The organism is Streptomyces sp. NPDC039424, assembly GCF_055639495.1.
This window is the reverse complement of sequence record NZ_JBVKAI010000002.1, coordinates 656,386-677,770: the sequence shown is the minus strand read 5'-3', so window position 1 is coordinate 677,770 and position 21,385 is coordinate 656,386. Positions and strand designations below refer to the sequence as shown.

26 protein-coding genes are annotated in these 21,385 nt (G+C 68.7%); 23 read left to right on the top strand and 3 right to left on the bottom strand.

The genetic code is table 11. From position 1 onward, the window contains the following. Window positions 1-19: 19 nt before the first annotated feature. The 3 genes from ACZ7L0_RS07980 to ACZ7L0_RS07970 form a co-directional block, all read right to left on the bottom strand. Window positions 20-2,209, bottom strand: coding sequence for a hypothetical protein (locus ACZ7L0_RS07980; RefSeq protein ID WP_471241541.1), 2,190 nt, complete (start codon window positions 2,207-2,209; stop codon window positions 20-22). Then, on the bottom strand, window positions 2,206-3,078 hold the full coding sequence (locus tag ACZ7L0_RS07975; protein ID WP_471241540.1) for a hypothetical protein: 873 nt from the start codon (window positions 3,076-3,078) through the stop codon (window positions 2,206-2,208). The genes ACZ7L0_RS07980 and ACZ7L0_RS07975 overlap by 4 nt, the downstream gene beginning before the upstream one ends. A gap of 171 nt (window positions 3,079-3,249) precedes the next feature. Then, window positions 3,250-4,005, bottom strand: coding sequence for a Crp/Fnr family transcriptional regulator (locus ACZ7L0_RS07970; protein WP_471241539.1), 756 nt, complete (start codon window positions 4,003-4,005; stop codon window positions 3,250-3,252). A gap of 402 nt (window positions 4,006-4,407) precedes the next feature. On the opposite strand from ACZ7L0_RS07970, the gene rpsL reads away from it, so the two are divergent. The 23 genes from rpsL to rpsH all read left to right on the top strand — a co-directional run bounded on the left by rpsL (window position 4,408) and on the right by rpsH (window position 21,366). Next, window positions 4,408-4,779: a 30S ribosomal protein S12 gene (gene rpsL / locus ACZ7L0_RS07965; protein ID WP_003948652.1), complete on the top strand. Its 372-nt coding sequence runs from the start codon at window positions 4,408-4,410 to the stop codon at window positions 4,777-4,779. Between the two features lie 2 nt (window positions 4,780-4,781). Further along, entirely contained in the window at window positions 4,782-5,252 is a 471-nt protein-coding gene (rpsG, locus tag ACZ7L0_RS07960) for a 30S ribosomal protein S7 (protein ID WP_003992340.1), read from the top strand. A gap of 39 nt (window positions 5,253-5,291) precedes the next feature. Beyond that, on the top strand, window positions 5,292-7,418 hold the full coding sequence (fusA, locus tag ACZ7L0_RS07955; protein WP_471241538.1) for an elongation factor G: 2,127 nt from the start codon (window positions 5,292-5,294) through the stop codon (window positions 7,416-7,418). 156 nt (window positions 7,419-7,574) lie between these two features. Beyond that, window positions 7,575-8,768 carry an elongation factor Tu gene (gene tuf / locus ACZ7L0_RS07950; RefSeq protein ID WP_471241537.1) on the top strand — a complete coding sequence of 398 codons (1,194 nt, stop codon included), beginning with the start codon at window positions 7,575-7,577 and terminating at the stop codon, window positions 8,766-8,768. A gap of 187 nt (window positions 8,769-8,955) precedes the next feature. Then, window positions 8,956-11,991: a glycosyl hydrolase 115 family protein gene (locus tag ACZ7L0_RS07945; RefSeq protein ID WP_471241536.1), complete on the top strand. Its 3,036-nt coding sequence runs from the start codon at window positions 8,956-8,958 to the stop codon at window positions 11,989-11,991. Between the two features lie 100 nt (window positions 11,992-12,091). Beyond that, window positions 12,092-12,772 carry a hypothetical protein gene (locus ACZ7L0_RS07940; protein ID WP_471241535.1) on the top strand — a complete coding sequence of 227 codons (681 nt, stop codon included), beginning with the start codon at window positions 12,092-12,094 and terminating at the stop codon, window positions 12,770-12,772. Next, entirely contained in the window at window positions 12,762-13,511 is a 750-nt protein-coding gene (locus ACZ7L0_RS07935; protein ID WP_471241534.1) for a hypothetical protein, read from the top strand. The genes ACZ7L0_RS07940 and ACZ7L0_RS07935 overlap by 11 nt, the downstream gene beginning before the upstream one ends. Window positions 13,512-13,824: 313 nt before the next feature. Further along, a complete protein-coding gene (gene rpsJ, locus ACZ7L0_RS07930) occupies window positions 13,825-14,133 on the top strand; it encodes a 30S ribosomal protein S10 (protein ID WP_003948644.1) in 309 nt (102 codons plus the stop codon). A 17-nt stretch (window positions 14,134-14,150) separates the two neighbouring features. Further along, the gene (gene rplC / locus ACZ7L0_RS07925) at window positions 14,151-14,795 is read left to right on the top strand and encodes a 50S ribosomal protein L3 (protein WP_020135811.1); all 645 of its coding nucleotides are present in this window, start codon (window positions 14,151-14,153) and stop codon (window positions 14,793-14,795) included. Window positions 14,796-14,803: 8 nt separating this feature from the next. Continuing rightward, the gene (gene rplD / locus ACZ7L0_RS07920) at window positions 14,804-15,457 is read left to right on the top strand and encodes a 50S ribosomal protein L4 (RefSeq protein WP_471241533.1); all 654 of its coding nucleotides are present in this window, start codon (window positions 14,804-14,806) and stop codon (window positions 15,455-15,457) included. Continuing rightward, a complete protein-coding gene (gene rplW / locus ACZ7L0_RS07915; protein ID WP_132857209.1) occupies window positions 15,457-15,876 on the top strand; it encodes a 50S ribosomal protein L23 in 420 nt (139 codons plus the stop codon). Before rplD ends, rplW begins: the two co-directional genes overlap by 1 nt. 38 nt (window positions 15,877-15,914) lie before the next feature. Next, window positions 15,915-16,751 (top strand): 50S ribosomal protein L2, encoded by an 837-nt coding sequence (gene rplB / locus ACZ7L0_RS07910; RefSeq protein WP_018543909.1) that lies wholly within the window; start codon window positions 15,915-15,917, stop codon window positions 16,749-16,751. Between the two features lie 12 nt (window positions 16,752-16,763). Then, entirely contained in the window at window positions 16,764-17,045 is a 282-nt protein-coding gene (gene rpsS / locus ACZ7L0_RS07905) for a 30S ribosomal protein S19 (RefSeq protein WP_033528345.1), read from the top strand. A gap of 42 nt (window positions 17,046-17,087) precedes the next feature. Continuing rightward, the gene (rplV, locus tag ACZ7L0_RS07900) at window positions 17,088-17,435 is read left to right on the top strand and encodes a 50S ribosomal protein L22 (RefSeq protein WP_006130776.1); all 348 of its coding nucleotides are present in this window, start codon (window positions 17,088-17,090) and stop codon (window positions 17,433-17,435) included. Continuing rightward, window positions 17,435-18,256, top strand: a complete 822-nt coding sequence (gene rpsC / locus ACZ7L0_RS07895) for a 30S ribosomal protein S3 (RefSeq protein ID WP_003998826.1) — start codon at window positions 17,435-17,437, stop codon at window positions 18,254-18,256. The genes rplV and rpsC overlap by 1 nt, the downstream gene beginning before the upstream one ends. 5 nt (window positions 18,257-18,261) lie before the next feature. After that, window positions 18,262-18,681, top strand: coding sequence for a 50S ribosomal protein L16 (gene rplP, locus ACZ7L0_RS07890; RefSeq protein WP_004927269.1), 420 nt, complete (start codon window positions 18,262-18,264; stop codon window positions 18,679-18,681). Continuing rightward, window positions 18,681-18,905, top strand: coding sequence for a 50S ribosomal protein L29 (gene rpmC, locus ACZ7L0_RS07885; protein ID WP_007494763.1), 225 nt, complete (start codon window positions 18,681-18,683; stop codon window positions 18,903-18,905). Before rplP ends, rpmC begins: the two co-directional genes overlap by 1 nt. After that, window positions 18,905-19,189: a 30S ribosomal protein S17 gene (gene rpsQ / locus ACZ7L0_RS07880; RefSeq protein WP_471241532.1), complete on the top strand. Its 285-nt coding sequence runs from the start codon at window positions 18,905-18,907 to the stop codon at window positions 19,187-19,189. Before rpmC ends, rpsQ begins: the two co-directional genes overlap by 1 nt. A 125-nt stretch (window positions 19,190-19,314) precedes the next feature. Continuing rightward, a complete protein-coding gene (gene rplN / locus ACZ7L0_RS07875) occupies window positions 19,315-19,683 on the top strand; it encodes a 50S ribosomal protein L14 (protein WP_003998823.1) in 369 nt (122 codons plus the stop codon). Window positions 19,684-19,685: 2 nt separating this feature from the next. Further along, on the top strand, window positions 19,686-20,009 hold the full coding sequence (rplX, locus tag ACZ7L0_RS07870) for a 50S ribosomal protein L24 (protein WP_158923770.1): 324 nt from the start codon (window positions 19,686-19,688) through the stop codon (window positions 20,007-20,009). Next, complete coding sequence (gene rplE, locus ACZ7L0_RS07865) at window positions 20,009-20,566, top strand: 50S ribosomal protein L5 (protein ID WP_007494758.1); 558 nt, start codon at window positions 20,009-20,011, stop codon at window positions 20,564-20,566. Before rplX ends, rplE begins: the two co-directional genes overlap by 1 nt. Window positions 20,567-20,571: 5 nt before the next feature. Further along, window positions 20,572-20,757 (top strand): type Z 30S ribosomal protein S14, encoded by a 186-nt coding sequence (locus tag ACZ7L0_RS07860; RefSeq protein ID WP_003948630.1) that lies wholly within the window; start codon window positions 20,572-20,574, stop codon window positions 20,755-20,757. 210 nt (window positions 20,758-20,967) lie between these two features. Beyond that, a complete protein-coding gene (rpsH, locus tag ACZ7L0_RS07855; protein WP_007494756.1) occupies window positions 20,968-21,366 on the top strand; it encodes a 30S ribosomal protein S8 in 399 nt (132 codons plus the stop codon). The last annotated feature ends 19 nt before the right edge of the window (window positions 21,367-21,385 follow it).

Genomic DNA, 21,385 nt, shown 5'->3' with positions numbered 1-21,385 from the left:
GAACGTCCGGGCGCGCGGGTCAGCGGGTGGGAAGCGTGGTCAGCAGGCGGGCCGCCACCAGGGGCGGGGGATCGCCGTCCTCGCCGGGCATGGTGCGCAGCAGGTGGCTGAGCCGCTGGTGTTCGACGGGCGTGGTGACGAGGGCGGGGAGCAGGGCGGCCAGCGCCCACTCGGTGGCGGAGGCGCGGTCGGCGATCAGCACCCACTCGCGCAGCACGTCGAGCGCCGAGCGGGTGGAGCCCTGGTCGGCCAGCGCGGCCCGCCACAGGTACGGGATGTCCTGCGCCGGGGCGTCACCGGCGGTCGCCGCGCGCGCGTACCAGGAGAGGACCAGCGGGGTGCCGTAGCGCTCGTCGCCCTCCTTGCGCCGGCAGGCGCCCACGAAGCCCGCGAGGGTGAGGTCGCGCACCGCGCGGTCGTCGTCGAGGTGGGTGCGCAGCTCGGCCAGGACCCGGTCGCTGGCGGGGGACAGCAGCAGCAGCTGCGCGGCTTCGGCGAGTTCGCGGGACATCGACTCGTCGAGGTCGTCGGGCCCGTCCTCGTACAGCCGCCGTACGGCTCCGCGCAGCGCGGACAGCGCCTGTTCGGGGCGCTCGGGGCCGATCAGGCCGTACGACCGCACGGCCACCCAGCGCAGTCGGGCGTCGTCGTCCTCGCACCAGGCGTCGAGGATGCGCGGGATGTTGGGCGTGTCGATGAGGTGGGCGAGGGTGAGCGCGTTGACCGCGACCAGCCGCTGCCGGAACCGCTTGGAGGTCGCCCACGGTTCGATGACCAGGGCCATCGCGGAGGGCAGGTCGGTGCGGGCGAGGACGGCGACGGTGGAGGCGGCGCGGGTGCGCACCAGCGGGCGGCCGTCGTCGGCGAGGCGGCGCAGCCAGTGGATGAGGGCGGGCCGGGCGGACGGGTGGCCGGTCCACACCTCGCGCAGCAGCACCAGGGAGGCCCGTTCGTCGCGGAACGCGGCCTTCTGCTGGGTGACCGGGCCCCACTCGGTGTGCTCGTCCTCCTCGTACTTGCGTGCGCGCGCCAGTTGGAGCCGCTTGCCGATGTGCGTGCCGAAGACGGGTACCTCGGGGACGCGGGCCGGATTCTCGGTCTCCTGCAGGAAGCGGTAGAGCAGGTCGCTCAGCTCGGCGGTGAGCGGGTAGGGGCCGCCGTCGAAGGCGGCGAGGGCGACGAGGAACGCCTTGTCGCGCAGGTGGATCGCGCTCTCGTCCTCCTCGAACCACTCCTGGACCTGGTTCTCCAGGGAGCCCAGCGAGAAGTCGGCGACCGCCCGCTCGGAGGCCTCCCCGGCCGCGTACCGGCCGAGAACCTGGGCGAAGGCGGCGACCTCGCGCAGCTGGTGCCCGCGCTCCAGGAACTCGGTCACGGCCGTCAGCCCGAGCAGCTTCTCGGTGGTCGTCTCGTCGGCGCGGTCGCGCAGGTGGGCGGCGAGGACGTCGGCGGTCGCGGGCGGCTGCCACTCCTGCGCCGGCACGTCCTCCAGTACGGCGGTGGGGCCCAGGGTGACGACCAGATAGGCGTCCCGCTCGGCGAGGCGGTCCCTGGCGGCGAGCAGGTGCGGTTCGCGCAGCGGGCGGTCGCGGCGGGTGGCGAGGTCGCACAGGACGTAACCGCGGGCCTGGTCGTCGGCGCCGAACTGCTCGGCGAGCGCGCTCGGGTCGGTGTCGCGGACCAGGGTGCGGACGGGACCGGCGACCAGGCGGTGCAGCAGCATCAGGGCGGCGGTGCGCCGGCCGGTGAAGCGGGCGCCGGACAGGACCAGCACCCGGTCGCGGCGCAGCCGCTCCAGCAGGCCGGTCATGAGGTCCTCGTCGGCGACGAAGGTCCGCGCCAGCCGTTCCAGGGTGATCCGCGGGACCTCGCCGGAGGCGGCGGCGGGCGCGGAGAGGCCCGGTATCGCGAAGTGGTACTCGGTCTTGCTGCCCATGATGACGTCGCCGGTGACCCGGCCGCCGCTGACGGCGTGCTGGTCACGGCCGGCCAGGCCGCCGCCGAAGCGGGCCCGGTCGCCGACGTTCATGGTGCGCGGGCTGTGGTCGATCAGGTCGCGCCGGGCGGCCCAGGCGTCCTGCGGCTGGTCGCGCTCGTCGTCGGCCTCGGCGGCGCGCGGCCGGTCCTCGTCCGGGGCGGGCGGCTCACCGGGCTCCGCGGGGGGCGCGGGGGCCGGTCTGCCGCTCTCCGGCTGCTCCGGGGTGCTCACGCGCGCCCGCCCCGCTCGTGGCCGCCCAGGCTGACGTCCCCGTCGACCCGGCCGCCGCTGACGCCGTGCTGGTCGCCGCCGACCAGGCTGCCGCCGAACGACGGCGCGCCGCCGTTGAAGTTGAAGACGGCACCCGGCGCCGGGGCTCCCCTGTGTCCTTCCGGCGCCGGGCGGTCCTCGGGGGCCCCGCCCTGCTGCGGGACCCGCGGCGCCGGGCGGTCCCCCGATCCGCCCGGCGCCTCCCCCTCCCCCGTATCACGGTGGTCCGTCGCGTCCTGCGCGTCTTCTTCCACGTCTTCTGGCACCGGCCCGTGCAGCCACGCCGTCAGGGCCCCGTTCTTGCTCGCCACCGTCACCCGGTGGAAGTCGGCGGCCGGGATGCCCGGGTGGTCGTGGCGTACGACGCCCCCGTGCAGGGCGTCGGAGACGCACAGGGCGAAGTCGCCGGGGCGCTCCCGCAGGGCGGCCCGCAGGACGTCCGCGTCCAGCAGCCGGCAGGCGTGGTTGAGGTCGGAGCCGACCCAGCCGTCGTGTTCGTCGACGGCGACGTAGCCGGTGGCCAGGACGCCGCGCAGACGGATCTGCGCGGAGCGGGACGCCATGCGGTTGACGGTCCGCAGCTGGGCCGGTACCTCGGTGAGCAGGGCCCGCAGCAGCGCGGTCACCGGGGCGCCCGCGTCGATCAGCTCCATCACGGAGTCCCCGCGGTCGGCCCGCAGCCGCCGGGTCTCGTCGACGCCCGCGCTCTCCAGCGTGCGGTCGGTGATGTCGTAGAGCATCCGCCGGAGATAGGCCTGCTCCACGTCGTCCCGGTCGCTGAACCTCTCGATGTCCAGCAGCAGGATCGTCCGGATCACGGGGTCGGTCATCGTCGCCTCTCGAGGGGTGGGGCGGGCAGACCAGAAGACTGCTGGTCGTGCGGGCGCCCCTGTGAGGGCGGATGACCCACTCGGAGTGTGACGGGGTGCACAGAAGGCGTACGGGGACGCCTGTGCCGGGTGTGGCCGGAGGTGCTCCCGGGCCGGCCGCCCGGCGGTGCCTCAGTGTTCGCTGGGCCCCGGTGGCGAGGGGATGGCCGCGGCGGGGTCCGTAGCGGCGATGCGGCGCAGGATGTCCGGGCGCATGATCAGCATCGTGCGGCGGCCGGTGGCGACGGCGTCCTTGTCCCGCAGTTCCTTCAGCAGACGCTGCACCATCTCGCGGGAGGCGCCCACCGAACCGGCGAGTTCCTGCTTGCTCAGCGGTACGGCCAGCTCGATGCCCGCCGGGGTGCGGCGGCCGTGGGTGCGGGCCAGGTCCAGGAGCAGGATGGCGAACCGCTCCCGCACGCTCAGCGAGGCGAACTCCAGCCGGCGCCGGTCGGCCGCGCGGGTGCGGTCCGCGGTGAGGCCGAGCAGGGCGAAGGAGACGTCGGGGGAGCGGCCCAGGAAGTCCCGGAAGCGCTCACGCTCCACCGCCACCGCCCGCACCCGCTCCAGCGCGGTGACCGTCGCCGACCGCGAGCGCCCGGTCAGCGCGGCCGACTCGCCGACGATGTCGCCGGGGCCGCGCAGCGCCAGCAGGGCCTCGTAGCCGTTGGCGGCGGAGGCGGTGACCTTCGTCCAGCCGTGCACCAGGAACAGTACGTGCGCCGACGGCTCGTGCTGGCGGATCAGCACCATGCGGGGCGTGAAGTCCAGGGAGCGGCCGAGGGCCAGCAGTGCCGAGCGGTCCTCGCTCTCCAGCCGGGCCAGAAACGGCACGCGGTCGTCCAGACTGCCGTCGTCCGTTGAGTACGTCGGCGTCCACGTCGTCATGTTCGGCCCCCCGAATCCCCGCAGCGGACGGATCAACGTACAGAAAGCGCGCGGGAGCCGAGCGCGGAAGAGCGCGAACCGGCCAATGGCGCAAGATCGTTTAGAAGCCGGTGGCAACCGGGGTGTATCGCGGGGGGTGACCTGGGGCACTCGGCGTGGGAGGGTGCACTCCATTTGTTTTGACCGAAGTCCGTGAGGTAGGTACGCTCAGACCTTGTGCCTGGGGTGTGCCCTGGCTCTCGTGCGTGCCTTCAAACCGCATAGCGAGCCGTCATTGGCCACCGTAATCTGCGCCCTTTCCGCTTGGCGGCGGGAGTCTGCCGGATTCGACACACCCGACCGCGTGGGTCGGCGAAGTTCCAGGTTAGCTGTACTCATCGGCACACAGAAACCGGAGAAGTAGTGCCTACGATCCAGCAGCTGGTCCGCAAGGGCCGGCAGGACAAGGTCGAGAAGAACAAGACGCCCGCACTCGAGGGTTCCCCTCAGCGTCGCGGCGTCTGCACGCGTGTGTTCACGACCACCCCGAAGAAGCCGAACTCGGCCCTGCGTAAGGTCGCGCGTGTGCGTCTGACCAGCGGGATCGAGGTCACCGCTTACATTCCGGGTGAGGGACACAACCTGCAGGAGCACTCCATCGTGCTCGTGCGCGGCGGCCGTGTGAAGGACCTGCCGGGTGTTCGCTACAAGATCATCCGCGGCTCGCTCGACACCCAGGGTGTCAAGAACCGCAAGCAGGCCCGCAGCCGCTACGGCGCCAAGAAGGAGAAGTAAGAATGCCTCGTAAGGGCCCCGCCCCGAAGCGCCCGGTCATCATCGACCCGGTTTACGGTTCTCCTCTGGTGACCTCCCTGATCAACAAGGTGCTGCTGAACGGCAAGCGCTCCACCGCCGAGCGCATCGTCTACGGCGCCATGGAGGGTCTGCGTGAGAAGACGGGCAACGACCCGATCATCACGCTGAAGCGCGCGCTGGAGAACATCAAGCCGACCCTCGAGGTCAAGTCCCGCCGTGTCGGTGGTGCGACGTACCAGGTTCCGATCGAGGTCAAGCCCGGTCGTGCCAACACGCTCGCGCTGCGCTGGCTGGTCGGTTACTCCCGCGCCCGTCGCGAGAAGACCATGACCGAGCGTCTGCTCAACGAGCTTCTCGACGCCTCCAACGGCCTTGGTGCCGCTGTGAAGAAGCGCGAGGACACGCACAAGATGGCCGAGTCCAACAAGGCCTTCGCGCACTACCGCTGGTAGTCGCTACCCACATCGAGACCGAGAGAAGACTGAAGCCTTATGGCTACCACTTCACTTGACCTGGCCAAGGTCCGCAACATCGGGATCATGGCCCACATCGACGCGGGCAAGACGACCACCACCGAGCGGATCCTGTTCTACACCGGTGTGTCGTACAAGATCGGTGAGGTCCACGACGGCGCTGCCACCATGGACTGGATGGAGCAGGAGCAGGAGCGTGGCATCACGATCACCTCTGCTGCCACCACCTGTCACTGGCCGCTGGAAGACGTCGACCACACGATCAACATCATCGACACGCCGGGCCACGTCGACTTCACCGTCGAGGTGGAGCGTTCGCTGCGCGTGCTCGACGGTGCCGTGACGGTGTTCGACGGCGTCGCCGGCGTTGAGCCCCAGTCCGAGACGGTGTGGCGTCAGGCGGACCGCTACGGCGTTCCGCGTATCTGCTTCGTCAACAAGCTCGACCGGACCGGTGCCGAGTTCCACCGCTGCGTCGACATGATCAGCGACCGCCTGGGTGCCCAGCCGATCGTCATGCAGCTCCCGATCGGTGCCGAGGCCGACTTCAAGGGCGTCGTCGACCTGGTGACGATGAAGGCCCTGGTCTGGTCCGCCGAGGCCACCAAGGGCGAGATGTACGACGTCGTCGACATCCCGGACACGCACACCGAGGCTGCCGAGGAGTACCGCGGCAAGCTGCTCGAGGCCGTGGCCGAGAACGACGAAGAGATCATGGAGCTGTACCTGGAGGGCACCGAGCCCTCCGTGGAGCAGCTGTACGCCGCGATCCGTCGCATCACCATCGCGTCCGGCAAGTCCAAGGACACCACGGTCACCCCGGTGTTCTGCGGCACCGCGTTCAAGAACAAGGGTGTTCAGCCCCTGCTCGACGCGGTCGTGCGCTACCTCCCCTCCCCCCTGGACGTCGAGGCCATCGAGGGCCACGACGTCAAGGACCCGGAGACGGTCGTCAAGCGCAAGCCGTCCGACGACGAGCCCCTGTCGGCGCTGGCGTTCAAGATCATGAGCGACCCGCACCTCGGCAAGCTCACCTTCGTCCGGGTCTACTCGGGCCGCCTGGAGTCCGGCACCTCGGTGCTGAACTCCGTCAAGGGCAAGAAGGAGCGCATCGGCAAGATCTACCGCATGCACGCGAACAAGCGTGAGGAGATCGACTCGGTGGGCGCCGGCGACATCATCGCCGTCATGGGTCTGAAGCAGACCACGACCGGTGAGACGCTGTGCGACGACAAGCAGCCGGTGATCCTGGAGTCCATGGACTTCCCGGCGCCGGTCATCCAGGTCGCCATCGAGCCCAAGTCGAAGGGTGACCAGGAGAAGCTGGGCGTCGCGATCCAGCGCCTGGCCGAGGAGGACCCGTCCTTCCAGGTCCACTCGGACGAGGAGACCGGCCAGACCATCATCGGTGGTATGGGCGAGCTGCACCTCGAGGTGCTGGTCGACCGTATGCGCCGTGAGTTCAAGGTCGAGGCCAACGTCGGCAAGCCGCAGGTCGCCTACCGCGAGACGATCCGCAAGGCCGTCGAGCGCGTGGACTACACCCACAAGAAGCAGACCGGTGGTACCGGTCAGTTCGCCAAGGTGCAGATCGCGATCGAGCCCATCGAGGGCGGCGACGCCTCGTACGAGTTCGTGAACAAGGTGACCGGTGGCCGTATCCCGAAGGAGTACATCCCTTCGGTGGACGCCGGTGCGCAGGAGGCCATGCAGTTCGGCATCCTCGCGGGCTACGAGATGACCGGCGTGCGCGTCACGCTGATCGACGGTGGCTACCACGAGGTCGACTCCTCCGAGCTCGCCTTCAAGATCGCCGGTTCGCAGGCCTTCAAGGAGGCCGCGCGCAAGGCTTCGCCCGTGCTGCTCGAGCCGATGATGGCCGTCGAGGTCACCACGCCCGAGGACTACATGGGTGAGGTCATCGGCGACATCAACTCCCGCCGTGGCCAGATCCAGGCCATGGAGGAGCGGGCCGGTGCCCGCGTCGTGAAGGGCCTCGTGCCCCTGTCGGAGATGTTCGGCTACGTCGGCGACCTCCGTAGCAAGACCTCGGGTCGCGCAAGCTACTCGATGCAGTTCGACTCCTACGCCGAGGTTCCGCGGAACGTCGCCGAGGAGATCATCGCGAAGGCCAAGGGCGAGTAACACTCTCCGTTTACACGCCGTAGGCTTGACTCCGGAGCCTCGCGGGGCATTCCGCCGCAATCGCGGAGGAGTGCCCCGGGGATCCGGGCCATCCAGCAAAGATCACCTGGCGCCGATGAAGTAAGGCGTACAGAACCACTCCACAGGAGGACCCCAGTGGCGAAGGCGAAGTTCGAGCGGACTAAGCCGCACGTCAACATCGGCACCATCGGTCACATCGACCACGGTAAGACGACCCTCACGGCCGCCATTACCAAGGTGCTGCACGACGCGTACCCGGAGCTGAACGAGGCCACCCCGTTCGACAACATCGACAAGGCGCCCGAGGAGCGCCAGCGCGGTATCACCATCTCCATCGCGCACGTCGAGTACCAGACCGAGGCGCGTCACTACGCCCACGTCGACTGCCCGGGTCACGCGGACTACATCAAGAACATGATCACGGGTGCGGCGCAGATGGACGGCGCCATCCTCGTGGTCGCCGCCACCGACGGCCCGATGCCGCAGACCAAGGAGCACGTGCTCCTGGCCCGCCAGGTCGGCGTTCCGTACATCGTCGTCGCCCTGAACAAGGCCGACATGGTGGACGACGAGGAGATCATGGAGCTCGTCGAGCTCGAGGTCCGTGAGCTCCTCTCCGAGTACGAGTTCCCGGGCGACGACCTGCCGGTCGTTCGTGTCTCCGCGCTGAAGGCGCTCGAGGGCGACGCCCAGTGGACCCAGTCGGTCCTGGACCTGATGAACGCCGTCGACACCTCCATCCCGGAGCCCGAGCGCGACGTCGACAAGCCGTTCCTGATGCCGATCGAGGACGTCTTCACCATCACCGGTCGCGGTACGGTCGTCACCGGCCGTATCGAGCGTGGTGTCCTCAAGGTCAACGAGACCGTCGACATCATCGGCATCAAGACCGAGAAGACCACCACCACGGTCACCGGCATCGAGATGTTCCGCAAGCTGCTCGACGAGGGCCAGGCCGGTGAGAACGTCGGTCTGCTCCTCCGTGGCATCAAGCGCGAGGACGTCGAGCGCGGCCAGGTCATCATCAAGCCGGGCTCGGTCACCCCGCACACCGAGTTCGAGGCGCAGGCCTACATCCTGTCCAAGGACGAGGGTGGCCGCCACACGCCGTTCTTCAACAACTACCGCCCGCAGTTCTACTTCCGTACCACGGACGTGACCGGCGTCGTGACCCTCCCCGAGGGCACCGAGATGGTCATGCCGGGCGACAACACTGAGATGACCGTTGAGCTCATCCAGCCCGTCGCCATGGAAGAGGGCCTGAAGTTCGCCATCCGTGAGGGTGGCCGGACCGTGGGCGCCGGCCAGGTCACCAAGATCAACAAGTGATCTTGAACTGACCCGGCAGGTCTCTGCCTGGTAGCTCTGAAGGGGCCCGTACGACTTCGGTCGTACGGGCCCTTTCGCCGTTCACCGGGGTTCGAAACTATTCGGCGCGTACGACCCGTTGTCCCCTCACGCCACTCCCCCCAGCATTTGTCATGCCGCTGACCAAATTCGGGTGGAGGGGTGACGCATGTCTGTCAGTCGCAGGGCCGTACTGGGCGCGGGACTCGCCACGGCGGGGGTGCTGTCGTCGGGAGCCGCCTGGGCGGCCGGGGGCGGGGGTGCGCGGGTGACGGACCCGGGGGCGTACATCTCGTTCACCGGTGGAGCGTTCTCCCTGGTCGGAGCCCCGGTCGTGGTCAGTGCCGACGATCACCCCGGAGTCGTACGGGTGGCGGGGGACCTGCGCGGCGACATCGAGCGGGTGACGGGTGTACGGCCCGGGGACACCATCGCGCGCCACGCGGTCCTGGTCGGGACGATCGGCCGCAGTCCGCTGATCGACGCTCTGATCGCGGCGGGCAAGCTCGACGTCACCGGTGTGCGCGGGCGGTGGGAGACCTCGCTGCAGACGGTGGTGGAGCATCCCCTCCCCGGGGTGGAGCGGGCGTTCGTCGTCGCGGGCAGCGACCCGCGCGGCACGATCTTCGGCGCGTACGACGTCTCGTACGGCATCGGCGTCTCCCCCTGGCACTGGTGGGACGACGTACCCCCGGTGCGCCGCGACGGCGTCTGGGTGCTGCCCGGCCGGTACACCCAGGGGACGCCCGCGGTGAGGTACCGCGGCTTCTTCGTCAACGACGAGAACCCGGCCCTCGGCACCTGGGCGCCGGCGTACTTCGGACCGGGGAAGGCGCCCGGCTACCCCTGGGGCTTCAACGCGGACTTCTACGCGAAGGTGTTCGAGGTCCTGCTGCGGCTGAAGGGCAACTACCTGTGGCCGGCGGTGTGGGGCCGGGCCTTCGCGGAGGACGACCCGGAGAACCACCGGCGCGCCGCGGAGTACGGCGTTGTCATGGGCACGTCTCACGAGGCCCCCATGATGCGGGGGATCGAGGAGTGGAACCGCCACGCGAGCGGCGGCAAGGACCCCTACGGCGGCACCGGCGAATGGTCCTTCCGCCGCAACGCGGAGGCGATCAAGAAGTACTGGCGGGCCGGGATCCAGCGCATGGTGGACGAGGGCTTCGAAGGCGTAGTCACCCTCGGCATGCGGGGGAACGGCGACACGAGCCTGCCCGACGGCGACGGCGTCGAGCTGATGCGGGAGATCATCGCCACCCAGCGGCAGATCATCGAGGAGGTCACGGGCAGGCCCGCCGCCGAGACCCCGCAGGTGTGGACGCTGTACAAGGAGGTCCAGCGGTACTGGGACCGGGGCCTGCGGGCGCCGGACGACGTCACGGTCGTCCTCACGGACGACAACTGGGGCAACATCCGCAAGCATCCGGACCCGGCGGAGGGGCCGCGGGCCGGGGGCTACGGCCTGTACTACCACTTCGACTACGTCGGGGCGGGCCGGAACTACAAGTGGGTGGACACGGCCAATGTGAGGAACGTCTGGGACCAGCTCCACCAGGCCCACGCGTACGGCAACCACGGCCTGTGGGTGGCCAACGTCGGCGACCTGAAGGGCAACGAGCTGCCGACGGAGTTCTTCCTGAGCTACGCCTGGAATCCGGACCGATGGGACCTGGACCGGCTGGGGGAGTGGGAACGGCGCTACGCCCGCCAGAACTTCGGCGCCGCCCAGGCGGAAGCGATCGCCTCCGTGCTGGCGGAGTACGGCCGCCTCCAGGCCCGCCGCAAGCCGGAACTGCTCAATCGCCGGATCACACTGAACGGCGCCGGCCAGGCCGTGAACGACGACCAGCAGACCCCGTACCACTTCGGTCACCGGGAACTGGAACGGGTGACGGAGGAATGGAAGGGGCTGGCGCGCAAAGCGGACCGTATCGCGCGGAGGCTGCCGGTCCGGGTGCGGGACGCCTGGTTCGAGCTGGTGGGATACGAGGTCGAGGCGACGGCGAACCTCTATGCCCTGCGGGAAGCGGAGTTCCAGAACCTGCTGTACGCCAGGCAGGGAAGGGCGGCGACGAACGACCGCGCGAGCGAGGCGGAAGACGGGCTCGCCCGGGACTTCGCGCTCGCCGACCGCTTCAACTCCCAAGTGGCGGACGGCAAATGGCAGGGCTTCCAGACACAGCCGCACATCGACTACGGGGATGTGGAGAGATACGGCCCGAACGCCCCCTGGCAGCAGCCCGAGAAGGACAACGCGGCGCTGCCGGACGTACTGTTCCCGGCGGTGAGGCGGCTGGAGCTCCCGGCCGGGCCGGAGCTGGGTGTGTCGGTGGACGGCTCGGAGGACTCGGGGGAGTGGTGGCCGGGCGGTGCGTCCGGGCGGCGGGCGGTACTACCCGAGTTCAGCCCGTACCAGACGCGGCCGCGGCAGTACGTCGAGGTGTTCAACCGGGGCCGCACCCCCTTCGACTACCGGGTGCGGACCTCGGCCCCGTGGCTGGTGGTGCACCGTCCACGGGGGCGCGTGGAGCAGCAGGTGCGGGTGGAACTGGGCGTGGACTGGTCGAAGGCGCCGAGCGGCCGGTCGGAGGCGGAGCTGACGGTGACCGGCGCGGGGAGTTCGGTGACCGTCGCATGCGTGGCGGACAATCCCGCTCGCCGAGGACTGCGCGGCTTCGTCGAGGCGGGCGGGTACGTGGCGATCGACGCGGAGCACTACGACCGCGCGGTGGGCCAGTGGCGGCGGCTGGACGGGATCGGCCGCACCGGAGCAGGGATGACGCCGTGGCCGGTGACGGGGCCGCGGAGGGTGCCTGGGGGGTCCTCGCCGCGGCTGGAGTACGAGGTCAGCCTGCTGTCGGCGGGGACGGGGGAGGTGACGGTGTGGGCGTACCTGTCACCGCGGAACCCGGCCCTGCCCACGGGCGGGTTGCGGTACGGGGTCTCCCTGGACGGCGGCGACATCCAGACCGTCGACATCAACGTCGGCGCGGACGACGGCCTGCTGAACGCGGTCTGGGCCCGCAACACCTCCGACAACGTGAACCGCACGGCAACCAGGCATGCGGTGAGCCGGGCCGGCGTGCACCGGCTGAAGTTCTGGATGGTGGATCCGACGGTGGTGCTCCAGAGGCTGGTGATCGACACGGGTGGGCTGACGCCGACGTATCTGGGGCCGCTGGAGAGCAGGCGGATCGGGTAGTGGCCGTGGGGCCGTCCGCCGCCCAACTCGCCTGTACGTAGTCGCCTTTGAGTAGACGTACTCATGCTTGCCGCCTCGGCGGCCCGACATGATTCGGTCCATGACACAGCTGCCCCCATCGCCCCGGCCGCAGCCCCGGCCCCTCCACCGCCGGAGGGCGTTCGTAGCATCGGTCGCCACCGTGCTCGCGGCCCTCACGGTGGTGGGAGGCTACGCGCTCGCCCGGGGCGTCGCCCGGCTCTGGAACGGTGCGCCCTACCCGGCTGCGGACCCCTCCGCCACCGCGCGGCGGCTGGACGGTCACGGACAGGCCGTCTACGACGCGCTCGGGCTGGCGCACGCCGAACTGGACCCCGGCTTCGCCGGTGCGGGCTACGAGGCGGACGGCTCGGGGTGCGGCTACAGGGGGCTCAAGAACGTCACCAAGCAGCTGAGCGACAGCCCTCCGAGCGTGCCGGGGGTGACCCAGGTGAGCAGCACCTGGGCGGTGAAGGGGGTCCCGACGGGGCAGGCCACGGCCGCGCTGCGAAGGGCCAGGAAGGTGCTCGTGGGGCGCGGGTGGAAGGTCACGACGTACGAGAGCGCCAACCACCGGATCCAGCTGAGCATGCGGCCCCCGGGCTCCGGCGACGAGGTCTGGGCCGAGGCGTATCCCCGCGACCGTCTGGGGGTCTCGGCGTCCTCGGAGTGTGCCCGGTACCCGTCGGGCACGCCCCTCGACGGGTTCGACGAGCCGGAGCTCCCCGCCCAGCACGTGCCGGAGCAACTCCGTGACCGCTGAACTCGCCCGCCGGGTCTTCGGGCCGCTCGGCGCGGTCGTGGAGATCGGCGCCGTCAACTCCACCGGGACCTGGGAGCTCGCCGACGTCTCGGTGGGCGACTTCCTGGCCGCCAGGCGGGACGACATGACCCGCCTGCTGGACGGCGTCCGCTCGGCCTGCCGCTTCGATGACGACGCCATGGCCGTCGCCGACGAGCTCGGCTGGTTCCGCGACTACGAGGTGTGCGCCCCGCACCTGCTCCTGTGGTCCGGGGGCATCACGGAGGTCCCCCGGCCCGTCGAGCGGCTCGCGGAGCCGGCCACCGTGCGCCGCATGTGCCGTATGGGCGCGGACCTGCAGCTGACGCAGTTCCTCCAGGCTCTGATCACCGCGGCCGTCGCCGCCGGGACCGGGGCACCGCGGGGTGCGCCCCGGATCGCCGAAGCTCTCGCCGTCGCCCGCCGGCCTGGCGGACCCCGCGGGTGTCTGCGCGCCGCCGCTGGTCTTCCGGATGTGGCGCATCGCACATCTTCCGGCCGTGCTCCGCCCGGACTCGGACGCGCCGGGGAGTGGGCGGGCGGGGTTCCGGGCGTACGATCGGGCGCTGGAGGGGATTTTCGACCGTTCAGCGGGGTGAGCGCCCGCATCCGGAGCATCCCCGGTTTGACCTACATCACCTTCGGGGTAATCTCTTCGGCTCGATTGGCCAGGCCCCCGGCCCATGTGGCAAACTGTCGGAGTTGCTCGGTCGAGTGTTGATGCTGCGCGCCTCCCGCCGGGAGGACCGGAAGCGAGTCCCACAGTACTCGTCGTCCTAACTGCCTGATGGCAGCACTGGGGCGGACGTACGGGAATCTTCCGGGAAGTGTGAGTGCGGCACCGGCCAGGCACCCGGTGGGCCTTTCGCCCCTGGCTTGCGGTTCCGGAAGGGCCGTGTGCATTCCCGCAGGGATGTTCGAACAAGGGACATCTGTGTCAGTGGGAACGCGACACGCCCGACCGCGTGGGTCGGAGGAAGCGAACGGGAACACCAGGTTCCAGAGCGTTAGAGAGACAGGACTACTGAGTAGCCATGGCGGGACAGAAGATCCGCATCCGGCTCAAGGCCTACGACCACGAGGTCATCGACTCCTCGGCGAAGAAGATCGTCGAGACGGTGACCCGCACTGGTGCGTCGGTCGCGGGCCCGGTGCCGCTGCCCACTGAGAAGAACGTGTACTGCGTCATCAAGTCGCCGCACAAGTACAAGGACTCGCGCGAGCACTTCGAGATGCGCACGCACAAGCGCCTGATCGACATCCTCGACCCGACGCCCAAGACCGTTGACTCTCTGATGCGACTCGACCTCCCGGCCGGTGTCGACATCGAGATCAAGCTCTGAGGGCTGGTGATCTGAGAATGGCTAAGCAGATCAAGGGCATCCTGGGCGAGAAGCTCGGCATGACGCAGGTGTGGGACGAGAACAACCGTGTTGTTCCGGTCACCGTCGTCAAGGCCGGCCCCAACGTCGTCACCCAGGTCCGCACGAACGACGTCGACGGCTACGAGTCCGTCCAGATCGCGTTCGGCGAGATCGACCCGCGCAAGGTGAACAAGCCCCTCAAGGGCCACTTCGCCAAGGCCGACGTCACTCCCCGCCGCCACCTCGTCGAGATCCGTACCGCTGACGCCAGCGAGTACACCCTCGGCCAGGAGATCACCGCCGAGGTGTTCGAGGCCGGCATCAAGGTCGACGTGACCGGCAAGAGCAAGGGCAAGGGCTTCGCCGGTGTCATGAAGCGTCACAACTTCAAGGGCCTCGGCGCCGGACACGGCACCCAGCGCAAGCACCGCTCGCCCGGTTCCATCGGTGGCTGCGCCACCCCGGGCCGCGTGTTCAAGGGCCTCCGCATGGCGGGTCGCATGGGCAACGAGCGGGTCACCACCCAGAACCTGACCGTCCACGCCGTTGACGCGGAGAAGGGTCTGCTGCTCATCAAGGGCGCGGTTCCCGGTCCGAACGGCGGCCTCGTCCTGGTCCGCACCGCGGCCAAGGGGGCCTGAGGTAACCGATGAGCACTGTTGACATCCTTTCGCCGGCGGGCGACAAGGCCGGTTCCGTCGAGCTCCCCGCGGAGATCTTCGACGCCAAGGTCAGCGTTCCGCTGATCCACCAGGTCGTCGTCGCACAGCTGGCCGCTGCCCGCCAGGGCACCCACAAGACCAAGACGCGTGGCGAGGTCCGCGGCGGTGGCAAGAAGCCGTACCGCCAGAAGGGCACCGGTCGCGCCCGTCAGGGTTCGACCCGCGCCCCGCAGTTCGCCGGCGGTGGCGTCGTCCACGGCCCGCAGCCGCGCGACTACTCGCAGCGCACCCCGAAGAAGATGAAGGCCGCCGCCCTGCGCGGTGCCCTCACCGACCGGGCGCGTCACAACCGCATCCACGTCGTCTCCGGCGTGATCGAGGGCGAGAACCCCAGCACGAAGGCCGCCAAGAGCCTGTTCGGCAAGATCAGCGAGCGCAAGAACCTGCTCCTGGTCGTCGAGCGCGCCGACGAGGCCGCGTGGCTGTCCGCCCGCAACCTGCCCCAGGTCCACATCCTGGAGCCGGGCCAGCTGAACACGTACGACGTTCTCGTCTCGGACGACGTGGTCTTCACCCAGGCCGCTTTCGAGTCCTTCGTGTCTGGCCCCAAGGCCGCTGACACCGAAGGGAGCGAGGCCTGATGGCTACGCGTCACCCGAGCATCGCCTCGAAGGCCGCCAAGGCCGCCAAGGCCGCGCGTCTCGCCAAGGCGAAGCGCCACGCCACCGAGGGTAAGAACACCGTCGAGACCCCGCTGAGCAAGTCGTACACGGACCCCCGTGACGTGCTGCTCAAGCCGGTCGTCTCGGAGAAGAGCTACGCGCTCCTCGACGAGAACAAGTACACGTTCATCGTCGACCCGAACGCCAACAAGACCCAGATCAAGCAGGCCGTCCAGGCGGTCTTCTCGGTCAAGGTCACCGGGGTCAACACGATCAACCGCCAGGGCAAGCGCAAGCGCACGAAGACCGGCTTCGGTCAGCGCGCCGGCAGCAAGCGCGCGATCGTGACCCTCGCCGAGGGCGACCGTATCGACATCTTCGGCGGTCCGACCGCGTAAGCGGGTCGGATCGTCCGATATCGGACGAGGACTGAGAAATGGGAATCCGCAAGTACAAGCCGACTACGCCGGGCCGCCGTGGCGCCAGCGTCGCCGACTTCGTCGAGGTCACGCGGTCCACGCCGGAGAAGTCGCTGGTCCGCCCGCTGCACAGCAAGGGCGGCCGTAACAACGCCGGTCGTGTGACCGTTCGCCACCAGGGTGGCGGACACAAGCGCGCCTACCGAGTGATCGACTTCCGTCGTCACGACAAGGACGGCGTGCCGGCGAAGGTCGCGCACATCGAGTACGACCCCAACCGCACCGCGCGCATCGCGCTGCTGCACTACGCCGACGGCGAGAAGCGCTACATCCTCGCCCCGCGCAACCTGCAGCAGGGTGACCGCGTCGAGAACGGTCCCGGGGCCGACATCAAGCCGGGCAACAACCTGGCCCTCCGCAACATCCCGGTCGGTACCACGATCCACGCGATCGAGCTCCGTCCCGGTGGCGGTGCCAAGTTCGCCCGCTCCGCCGGTGCCTCCGTGCAGCTGCTCGCGAAGGAGGGCGCCTACGCCCACCTCCGCATGCCGTCCGGAGAGATCCGCCTGGTCGACGTGCGCTGCCGCGCCACCGTCGGCGAGGTCGGCAACGCCGAGCAGTCGAACATCAACTGGGGCAAGGCGGGCCGCAAGCGCTGGCTGGGCGTTCGCCCGACCGTGCGTGGTGTGGTCATGAACCCGGTTGACCACCCGCACGGTGGTGGTGAGGGCCGGACCTCCGGTGGTCGCCACCCCGTGTCCCCGTGGGGCAAGAAGGAAGGCCGTACTCGTTCGCCCAAGAAGGCGTCGAACAAGTACATCGTCCGCCGCCGCAAGACGAACAAGAAGCGCTAAGGACGGGTTGAGATGCCTCGTAGCTTGAAGAAGGGACCCTTCGTCGACGACCACCTGATCAAGAAGGTGGACGCTCAGAACGAAGCCGGTACCAAGAACGTCATCAAGACCTGGTCCCGCCGCTCGATGATCATCCCGGCGATGCTCGGCCACACGATCGCGGTGCACAACGGCAAGACCCACATTCCGGTGTTTGTCACCGAGTCGATGGTCGGCCACAAGCTCGGCGAGTTCTCGCCGACGCGCACCTTCCGGGGTCACGTCAAGGACGACCGGAAGTCGAAGCGCCGCTAGTAGCGGGGTGGAATGACCATGACAGACACTGGAAGGACAACCATGGAAGCCAGGGCCCAGGCGCGGTACATCCGCGTCACGCCCATGAAGGCCCGCCGCGTGGTGGACCTTATCCGTGGCATGGACGCCACGGAGGCTCAGGCGGTCCTGCGTTTCGCCCCGCAGGCCGCGAGCGTGCCGGTCGGCAAGGTGCTGGACAGCGCCATCGCCAACGCCGCGCACAACTACGACCACACCGATGTCGACAGCCTCTTCATTTCCGAGGCGTACGTCGATGAGGGCCCGACCCTGAAGCGGTTCCGTCCGCGTGCCCAGGGCCGTGCCTACCGGATCCGCAAGCGGACCAGCCACATCACCGTGGTCGTCAGCAGCAAGGAAGGAACCCGGTAATGGGCCAGAAGGTAAACCCGCATGGGTTCCGGCTCGGTGTCACGACCGACTTCAAGTCGCGTTGGTACGCCGACAAGCTGTACAAGGACTACGTCAAGGAAGACGTCGCCATCCGTCGGATGATGACGTCCGGCATGGAGCGCGCCGGCATCTCGAAGGTCGAGATCGAGCGCACCCGTGACCGCGTCCGTGTGGACATCCACACGGCCCGTCCGGGCATCGTCATCGGCCGCCGTGGCGCCGAGGCCGACCGCATCCGCGGTGACCTCGAGAAGCTCACGGGCAAGCAGGTCCAGCTGAACATCCTCGAGGTCAAGAACCCCGAGACCGACGCTCAGCTGGTTGCCCAGGCCGTCGCCGAGCAGCTCTCCTCCCGCGTCTCCTTCCGTCGGGCCATGCGCAAGAGCATGCAGTCCGCCATGAAGGCCGGCGCCAAGGGCATCAAGATCCAGTGCGGTGGCCGCCTCGGTGGCGCCGAGATGTCCCGCTCGGAGTTCTACCGCGAGGGCCGTGTGCCCCTGCACACGCTCCGCGCGAACGTGGACTACGGCTTCTTCGAGGCCAAGACGACCTTCGGCCGCATCGGTGTGAAGGTCTGGATCTACAAGGGCGACGTCAAGAACATCGCCGAGGTCCGCGCCGAGAACGCTGCCGCCCGTGCGGGTAACCGCCCGGCCCGCGGTGGCGCCGACCGCCCGGCCCGTGGTGGCCGCGGTGGCGAGCGGCGCGGTCGCAAGCCGCAGCAGGCTGCAGGCGCCGAGGCCCCCAAGGCCGAGGCTCCCGCGTCCGCTCCGGCTGAGAGCACCGGAACGGAGGCCTGACCGAAATGCTGATCCCCCGTAGGGTCAAGCACCGCAAGCAGCACCACCCGAAGCGCCGTGGTCAGGCCAAGGGCGGTACGACGGTTGCGTTCGGCGAGTACGGCATTCAGGCCCTCACGCCGGCGTACGTGACCAACCGCCAGATCGAGGCGGCCCGTATCGCGATGACCCGCCACATCAAGCGTGGCGGCAAGGTCTGGATCAACATCTACCCGGACCGCCCGCTGACCAAGAAGCCTGCCGAGACCCGCATGGGTTCCGGTAAGGGTTCGCCGGAGTGGTGGATCGCGAACGTTCACCCGGGTCGGGTGATGTTCGAGCTGTCCTACCCGAACGAGAAGATCGCCCGTGAGGCGCTGACCCGTGCGGCCCACAAGCTGCCGATGAAGTGCCGGATCGTCAAGCGCGAGGCAGGTGAAGCGTGATGTCGGCCGGTACCAAGGCGTCCGAGCTGCGCGAGCTGGGCAACGAGGAGCTTCTTGCGAAGCTCCGCGAGGCCAAGGAAGAGCTGTTCAACCTCCGCTTCCAGGCGGCGACGGGTCAGCTCGAGAACCACGGCCGTCTCAAGGCGGTCCGCAAGGACATCGCGCGGATCTACACCCTGATGCGCGAGCGTGAGCTGGGCATCGAAACGGTGGAGAACGCCTGATGAGCGAGAACAACGTGACTGAAGAGAAGACCGCGCGCGGCTTCCGCAAGACCCGTGAGGGTCTCGTCGTCAGCGACAAGATGGACAAGACCGTCGTCGTCGCCGTCGAGGACCGCGTCAAGCACGCGCTGTACGGCAAGGTCATCCGCCGTACGAACAAGCTCAAGGCGCACGACGAGCAGAACGCCGCGGGTGTCGGCGACCGTGTCCTCCTCGCGGAGACCCGGCCGCTGTCCGCGACGAAGCGCTGGCGCGTCGTCGAGATCCTCGAGAAGGCCAAGTAGGTAATTCCCGCCAGGGAATTCCAAAGTTAACGCCTGCGGGGTAACCCGCAGGACAGTTCCGCCAGGCTCCGGGGGACCGCTCACGAGCGGCCCCCGGGGAACCGGCAGACGATCAGGAGATAGACGTGATCCAGCAGGAGTCGCGACTGCGCGTCGCCGACAACACTGGTGCGAAGGAAATCCTTTGCATCCGTGTGCTCGGTGGCTCCGGTCGCCGCTACGCGGGCATCGGTGACGTCATCGTCGCCACCGTCAAGGACGCGATCCCCGGTGGCAACGTGAAGAAGGGTGACGTCGTCAAGGCGGTCATCGTTCGCACCGTCAAGGAGCGCCGCCGTCCGGACGGCTCGTACATCCGCTTCGACGAGAACGCCGCCGTCATTCTGAAGAACGACGGCGACCCTCGCGGCACCCGCATCTTCGGCCCGGTCGGGCGTGAGCTGCGCGAGAAGAAGTTCATGAAGATCATCTCGCTGGCTCCGGAGGTGCTGTAAGCATGAAGATCAAGAAGGGCGACCTGGTCCAGGTCATCACCGGCAAGGACAAGGGCAAGCAGGGCAAGGTCATTGCCGCTTACCCGCGCGAGGACCGCGTCCTGGTCGAGGGTGTCAACCGGGTCAAGAAGCACACGAAGGCCGGTCCGACCGCCAAGGGCTCCCAGGCCGGCGGCATCGTGACCACCGAGGCCCCGATCCACGTGTCCAACGTTCAGCTGGTCGTGGAGAAGGACGGCAACAAGGTCGTCACGCGTGTCGGTTACCGCTTCGACGACGAGGGCAACAAGATCCGCGTTGCCAAGCGGACGGGTGAGGACATCTGATGGCTACCACCACCACTCCGCGTCTGAAGACGAAGTACCGCGAGGAGATCGCGGGCAAGCTGCGTGACGAGTTCAAGTACGAGAACGTCATGCAGATCCCCGGCCTCGTCAAGATCGTGGTCAACATGGGTGTGGGCGACGCCGCCCGCGACTCCAAGCTGATCGAGGGCGCCATCCGCGACCTCACCACGATCACCGGTCAGAAGCCGGCCGTCACCAAGGCCCGCAAGTCCATCGCGCAGTTCAAGCTGCGTGAGGGCCAGCCGATCGGTGCCCACGTCACGCTCCGTGGCGACCGCATGTGGGAGTTCCTGGACCGCACCCTGTCGCTCGCGCTGCCGCGCATCCGCGACTTCCGCGGCCTGTCCCCCAAGCAGTTCGACGGCCGTGGCAACTACACCTTCGGTCTCACGGAGCAGGTCATGTTCCACGAGATCGACCAGGACAAGATCGACCGCGTCCGGGGTATGGACATCACCGTGGTCACCACGGCGACCAACGACGCTGAGGGCCGCGCGCTCCTTCGTCACCTCGGCTTCCCCTTCAAGGAGGCGTGAGCGAGATGGCGAAGAAGGCTCTGATCGCGAAGGCTGCTCGCAAGCCCAAGTTCGGCGTGCGTGGCTACACGCGCTGCCAGCGTTGCGGCCGTCCCCACTCCGTGTACCGCAAGTTCGGCCTGTGCCGCGTGTGCCTTCGTGAGATGGCTCACCGTGGCGAGCTGCCGGGCGTGACCAAGAGCTCCTGGTAATCCCCTTATTTAGGGATTCCGGAAGCTCTCGGTAAGCATCTGGGTCGGCAGGGGCCCATCTCCGCATGCCTTAGGCTTGTGGGGTTGGGCGTCTGCCGCCCGTACGACTTACTACGCCGTAGGTCCACCGCGCCGCACCCGTCCCGTCTCGGATCGGGGAGAGGGATGGCGCACCAGGAAACCCCGGCGAGAGAGGCCGAAGGCCACTTCATGACCATGACTGATCCGATCGCAGACATGCTTACGCGTCTGCGGAACGCGAACTCGGCGTACCACGACTCCGTGACGATGCCGGCATCGAAGATCAAGTCTCACATCGCGGAGATCCTCCAGCAGGAGGGCTTCATCACGGGTTGGAAGATCGAGGACGCCGAGGTCGGCAAGAACCTCGTTCTCGAGCTGAAGTTCGGCCCGAACCGTGAGCGCTCCATCGCGGGCATCAAGCGGATCTCCAAGCCCGGTCTCCGGGTTTACGCGAAGTCCACCAACCTGCCGAAGGTGCTCGGCGGCCTGGGCGTGGCGATCATCTCCACGTCGCACGGTCTCCTCACCGACAAGCAGGCCGGCAAGAAGGGCGTGGGTGGGGAAGTCCTCGCCTACGTCTGGTAGCGGAAGGGAACGGAGGAAA

Excerpts from the sequence above, each read along its gene's own strand:
- ACZ7L0_RS07975 (WP_471241540.1), bottom strand. The coding sequence starts at position 3,078 with ATGACCGACCCCGTGATCCGGACGATCCTGCTGCTGGACATCGAGAGG.
- ACZ7L0_RS07970 (WP_471241539.1), bottom strand. The coding sequence starts at position 4,005 with ATGACGACGTGGACGCCGACGTACTCAACGGACGACGGCAGTCTGGAC.
- rpsG (WP_003992340.1), top strand. The coding sequence starts at position 4,782 with ATGCCTCGTAAGGGCCCCGCCCCGAAGCGCCCGGTCATCATCGACCCG.
- fusA (WP_471241538.1), top strand. The coding sequence starts at position 5,292 with ATGGCTACCACTTCACTTGACCTGGCCAAGGTCCGCAACATCGGGATC.
- ACZ7L0_RS07945 (WP_471241536.1), top strand. The coding sequence starts at position 8,956 with ATGTCTGTCAGTCGCAGGGCCGTACTGGGCGCGGGACTCGCCACGGCG.
- ACZ7L0_RS07940 (WP_471241535.1), top strand. The coding sequence starts at position 12,092 with ATGACACAGCTGCCCCCATCGCCCCGGCCGCAGCCCCGGCCCCTCCAC.
- rpsJ (WP_003948644.1), top strand. The coding sequence starts at position 13,825 with ATGGCGGGACAGAAGATCCGCATCCGGCTCAAGGCCTACGACCACGAG.
- rplC (WP_020135811.1), top strand. The coding sequence starts at position 14,151 with ATGGCTAAGCAGATCAAGGGCATCCTGGGCGAGAAGCTCGGCATGACG.
- rplD (WP_471241533.1), top strand. The coding sequence starts at position 14,804 with ATGAGCACTGTTGACATCCTTTCGCCGGCGGGCGACAAGGCCGGTTCC.
- rplW (WP_132857209.1), top strand. The coding sequence starts at position 15,457 with ATGGCTACGCGTCACCCGAGCATCGCCTCGAAGGCCGCCAAGGCCGCC.
- rplB (WP_018543909.1), top strand. The coding sequence starts at position 15,915 with ATGGGAATCCGCAAGTACAAGCCGACTACGCCGGGCCGCCGTGGCGCC.
- rpsS (WP_033528345.1), top strand. The coding sequence starts at position 16,764 with ATGCCTCGTAGCTTGAAGAAGGGACCCTTCGTCGACGACCACCTGATC.
- rplV (WP_006130776.1), top strand. The coding sequence starts at position 17,088 with ATGGAAGCCAGGGCCCAGGCGCGGTACATCCGCGTCACGCCCATGAAG.
- rpsC (WP_003998826.1), top strand. The coding sequence starts at position 17,435 with ATGGGCCAGAAGGTAAACCCGCATGGGTTCCGGCTCGGTGTCACGACC.
- rplP (WP_004927269.1), top strand. The coding sequence starts at position 18,262 with ATGCTGATCCCCCGTAGGGTCAAGCACCGCAAGCAGCACCACCCGAAG.
- rpmC (WP_007494763.1), top strand. The coding sequence starts at position 18,681 with ATGTCGGCCGGTACCAAGGCGTCCGAGCTGCGCGAGCTGGGCAACGAG.
- rpsQ (WP_471241532.1), top strand. The coding sequence starts at position 18,905 with ATGAGCGAGAACAACGTGACTGAAGAGAAGACCGCGCGCGGCTTCCGC.
- rplX (WP_158923770.1), top strand. The coding sequence starts at position 19,686 with ATGAAGATCAAGAAGGGCGACCTGGTCCAGGTCATCACCGGCAAGGAC.
- rplE (WP_007494758.1), top strand. The coding sequence starts at position 20,009 with ATGGCTACCACCACCACTCCGCGTCTGAAGACGAAGTACCGCGAGGAG.
- ACZ7L0_RS07860 (WP_003948630.1), top strand. The coding sequence starts at position 20,572 with ATGGCGAAGAAGGCTCTGATCGCGAAGGCTGCTCGCAAGCCCAAGTTC.
- rpsH (WP_007494756.1), top strand. The coding sequence starts at position 20,968 with ATGACCATGACTGATCCGATCGCAGACATGCTTACGCGTCTGCGGAAC.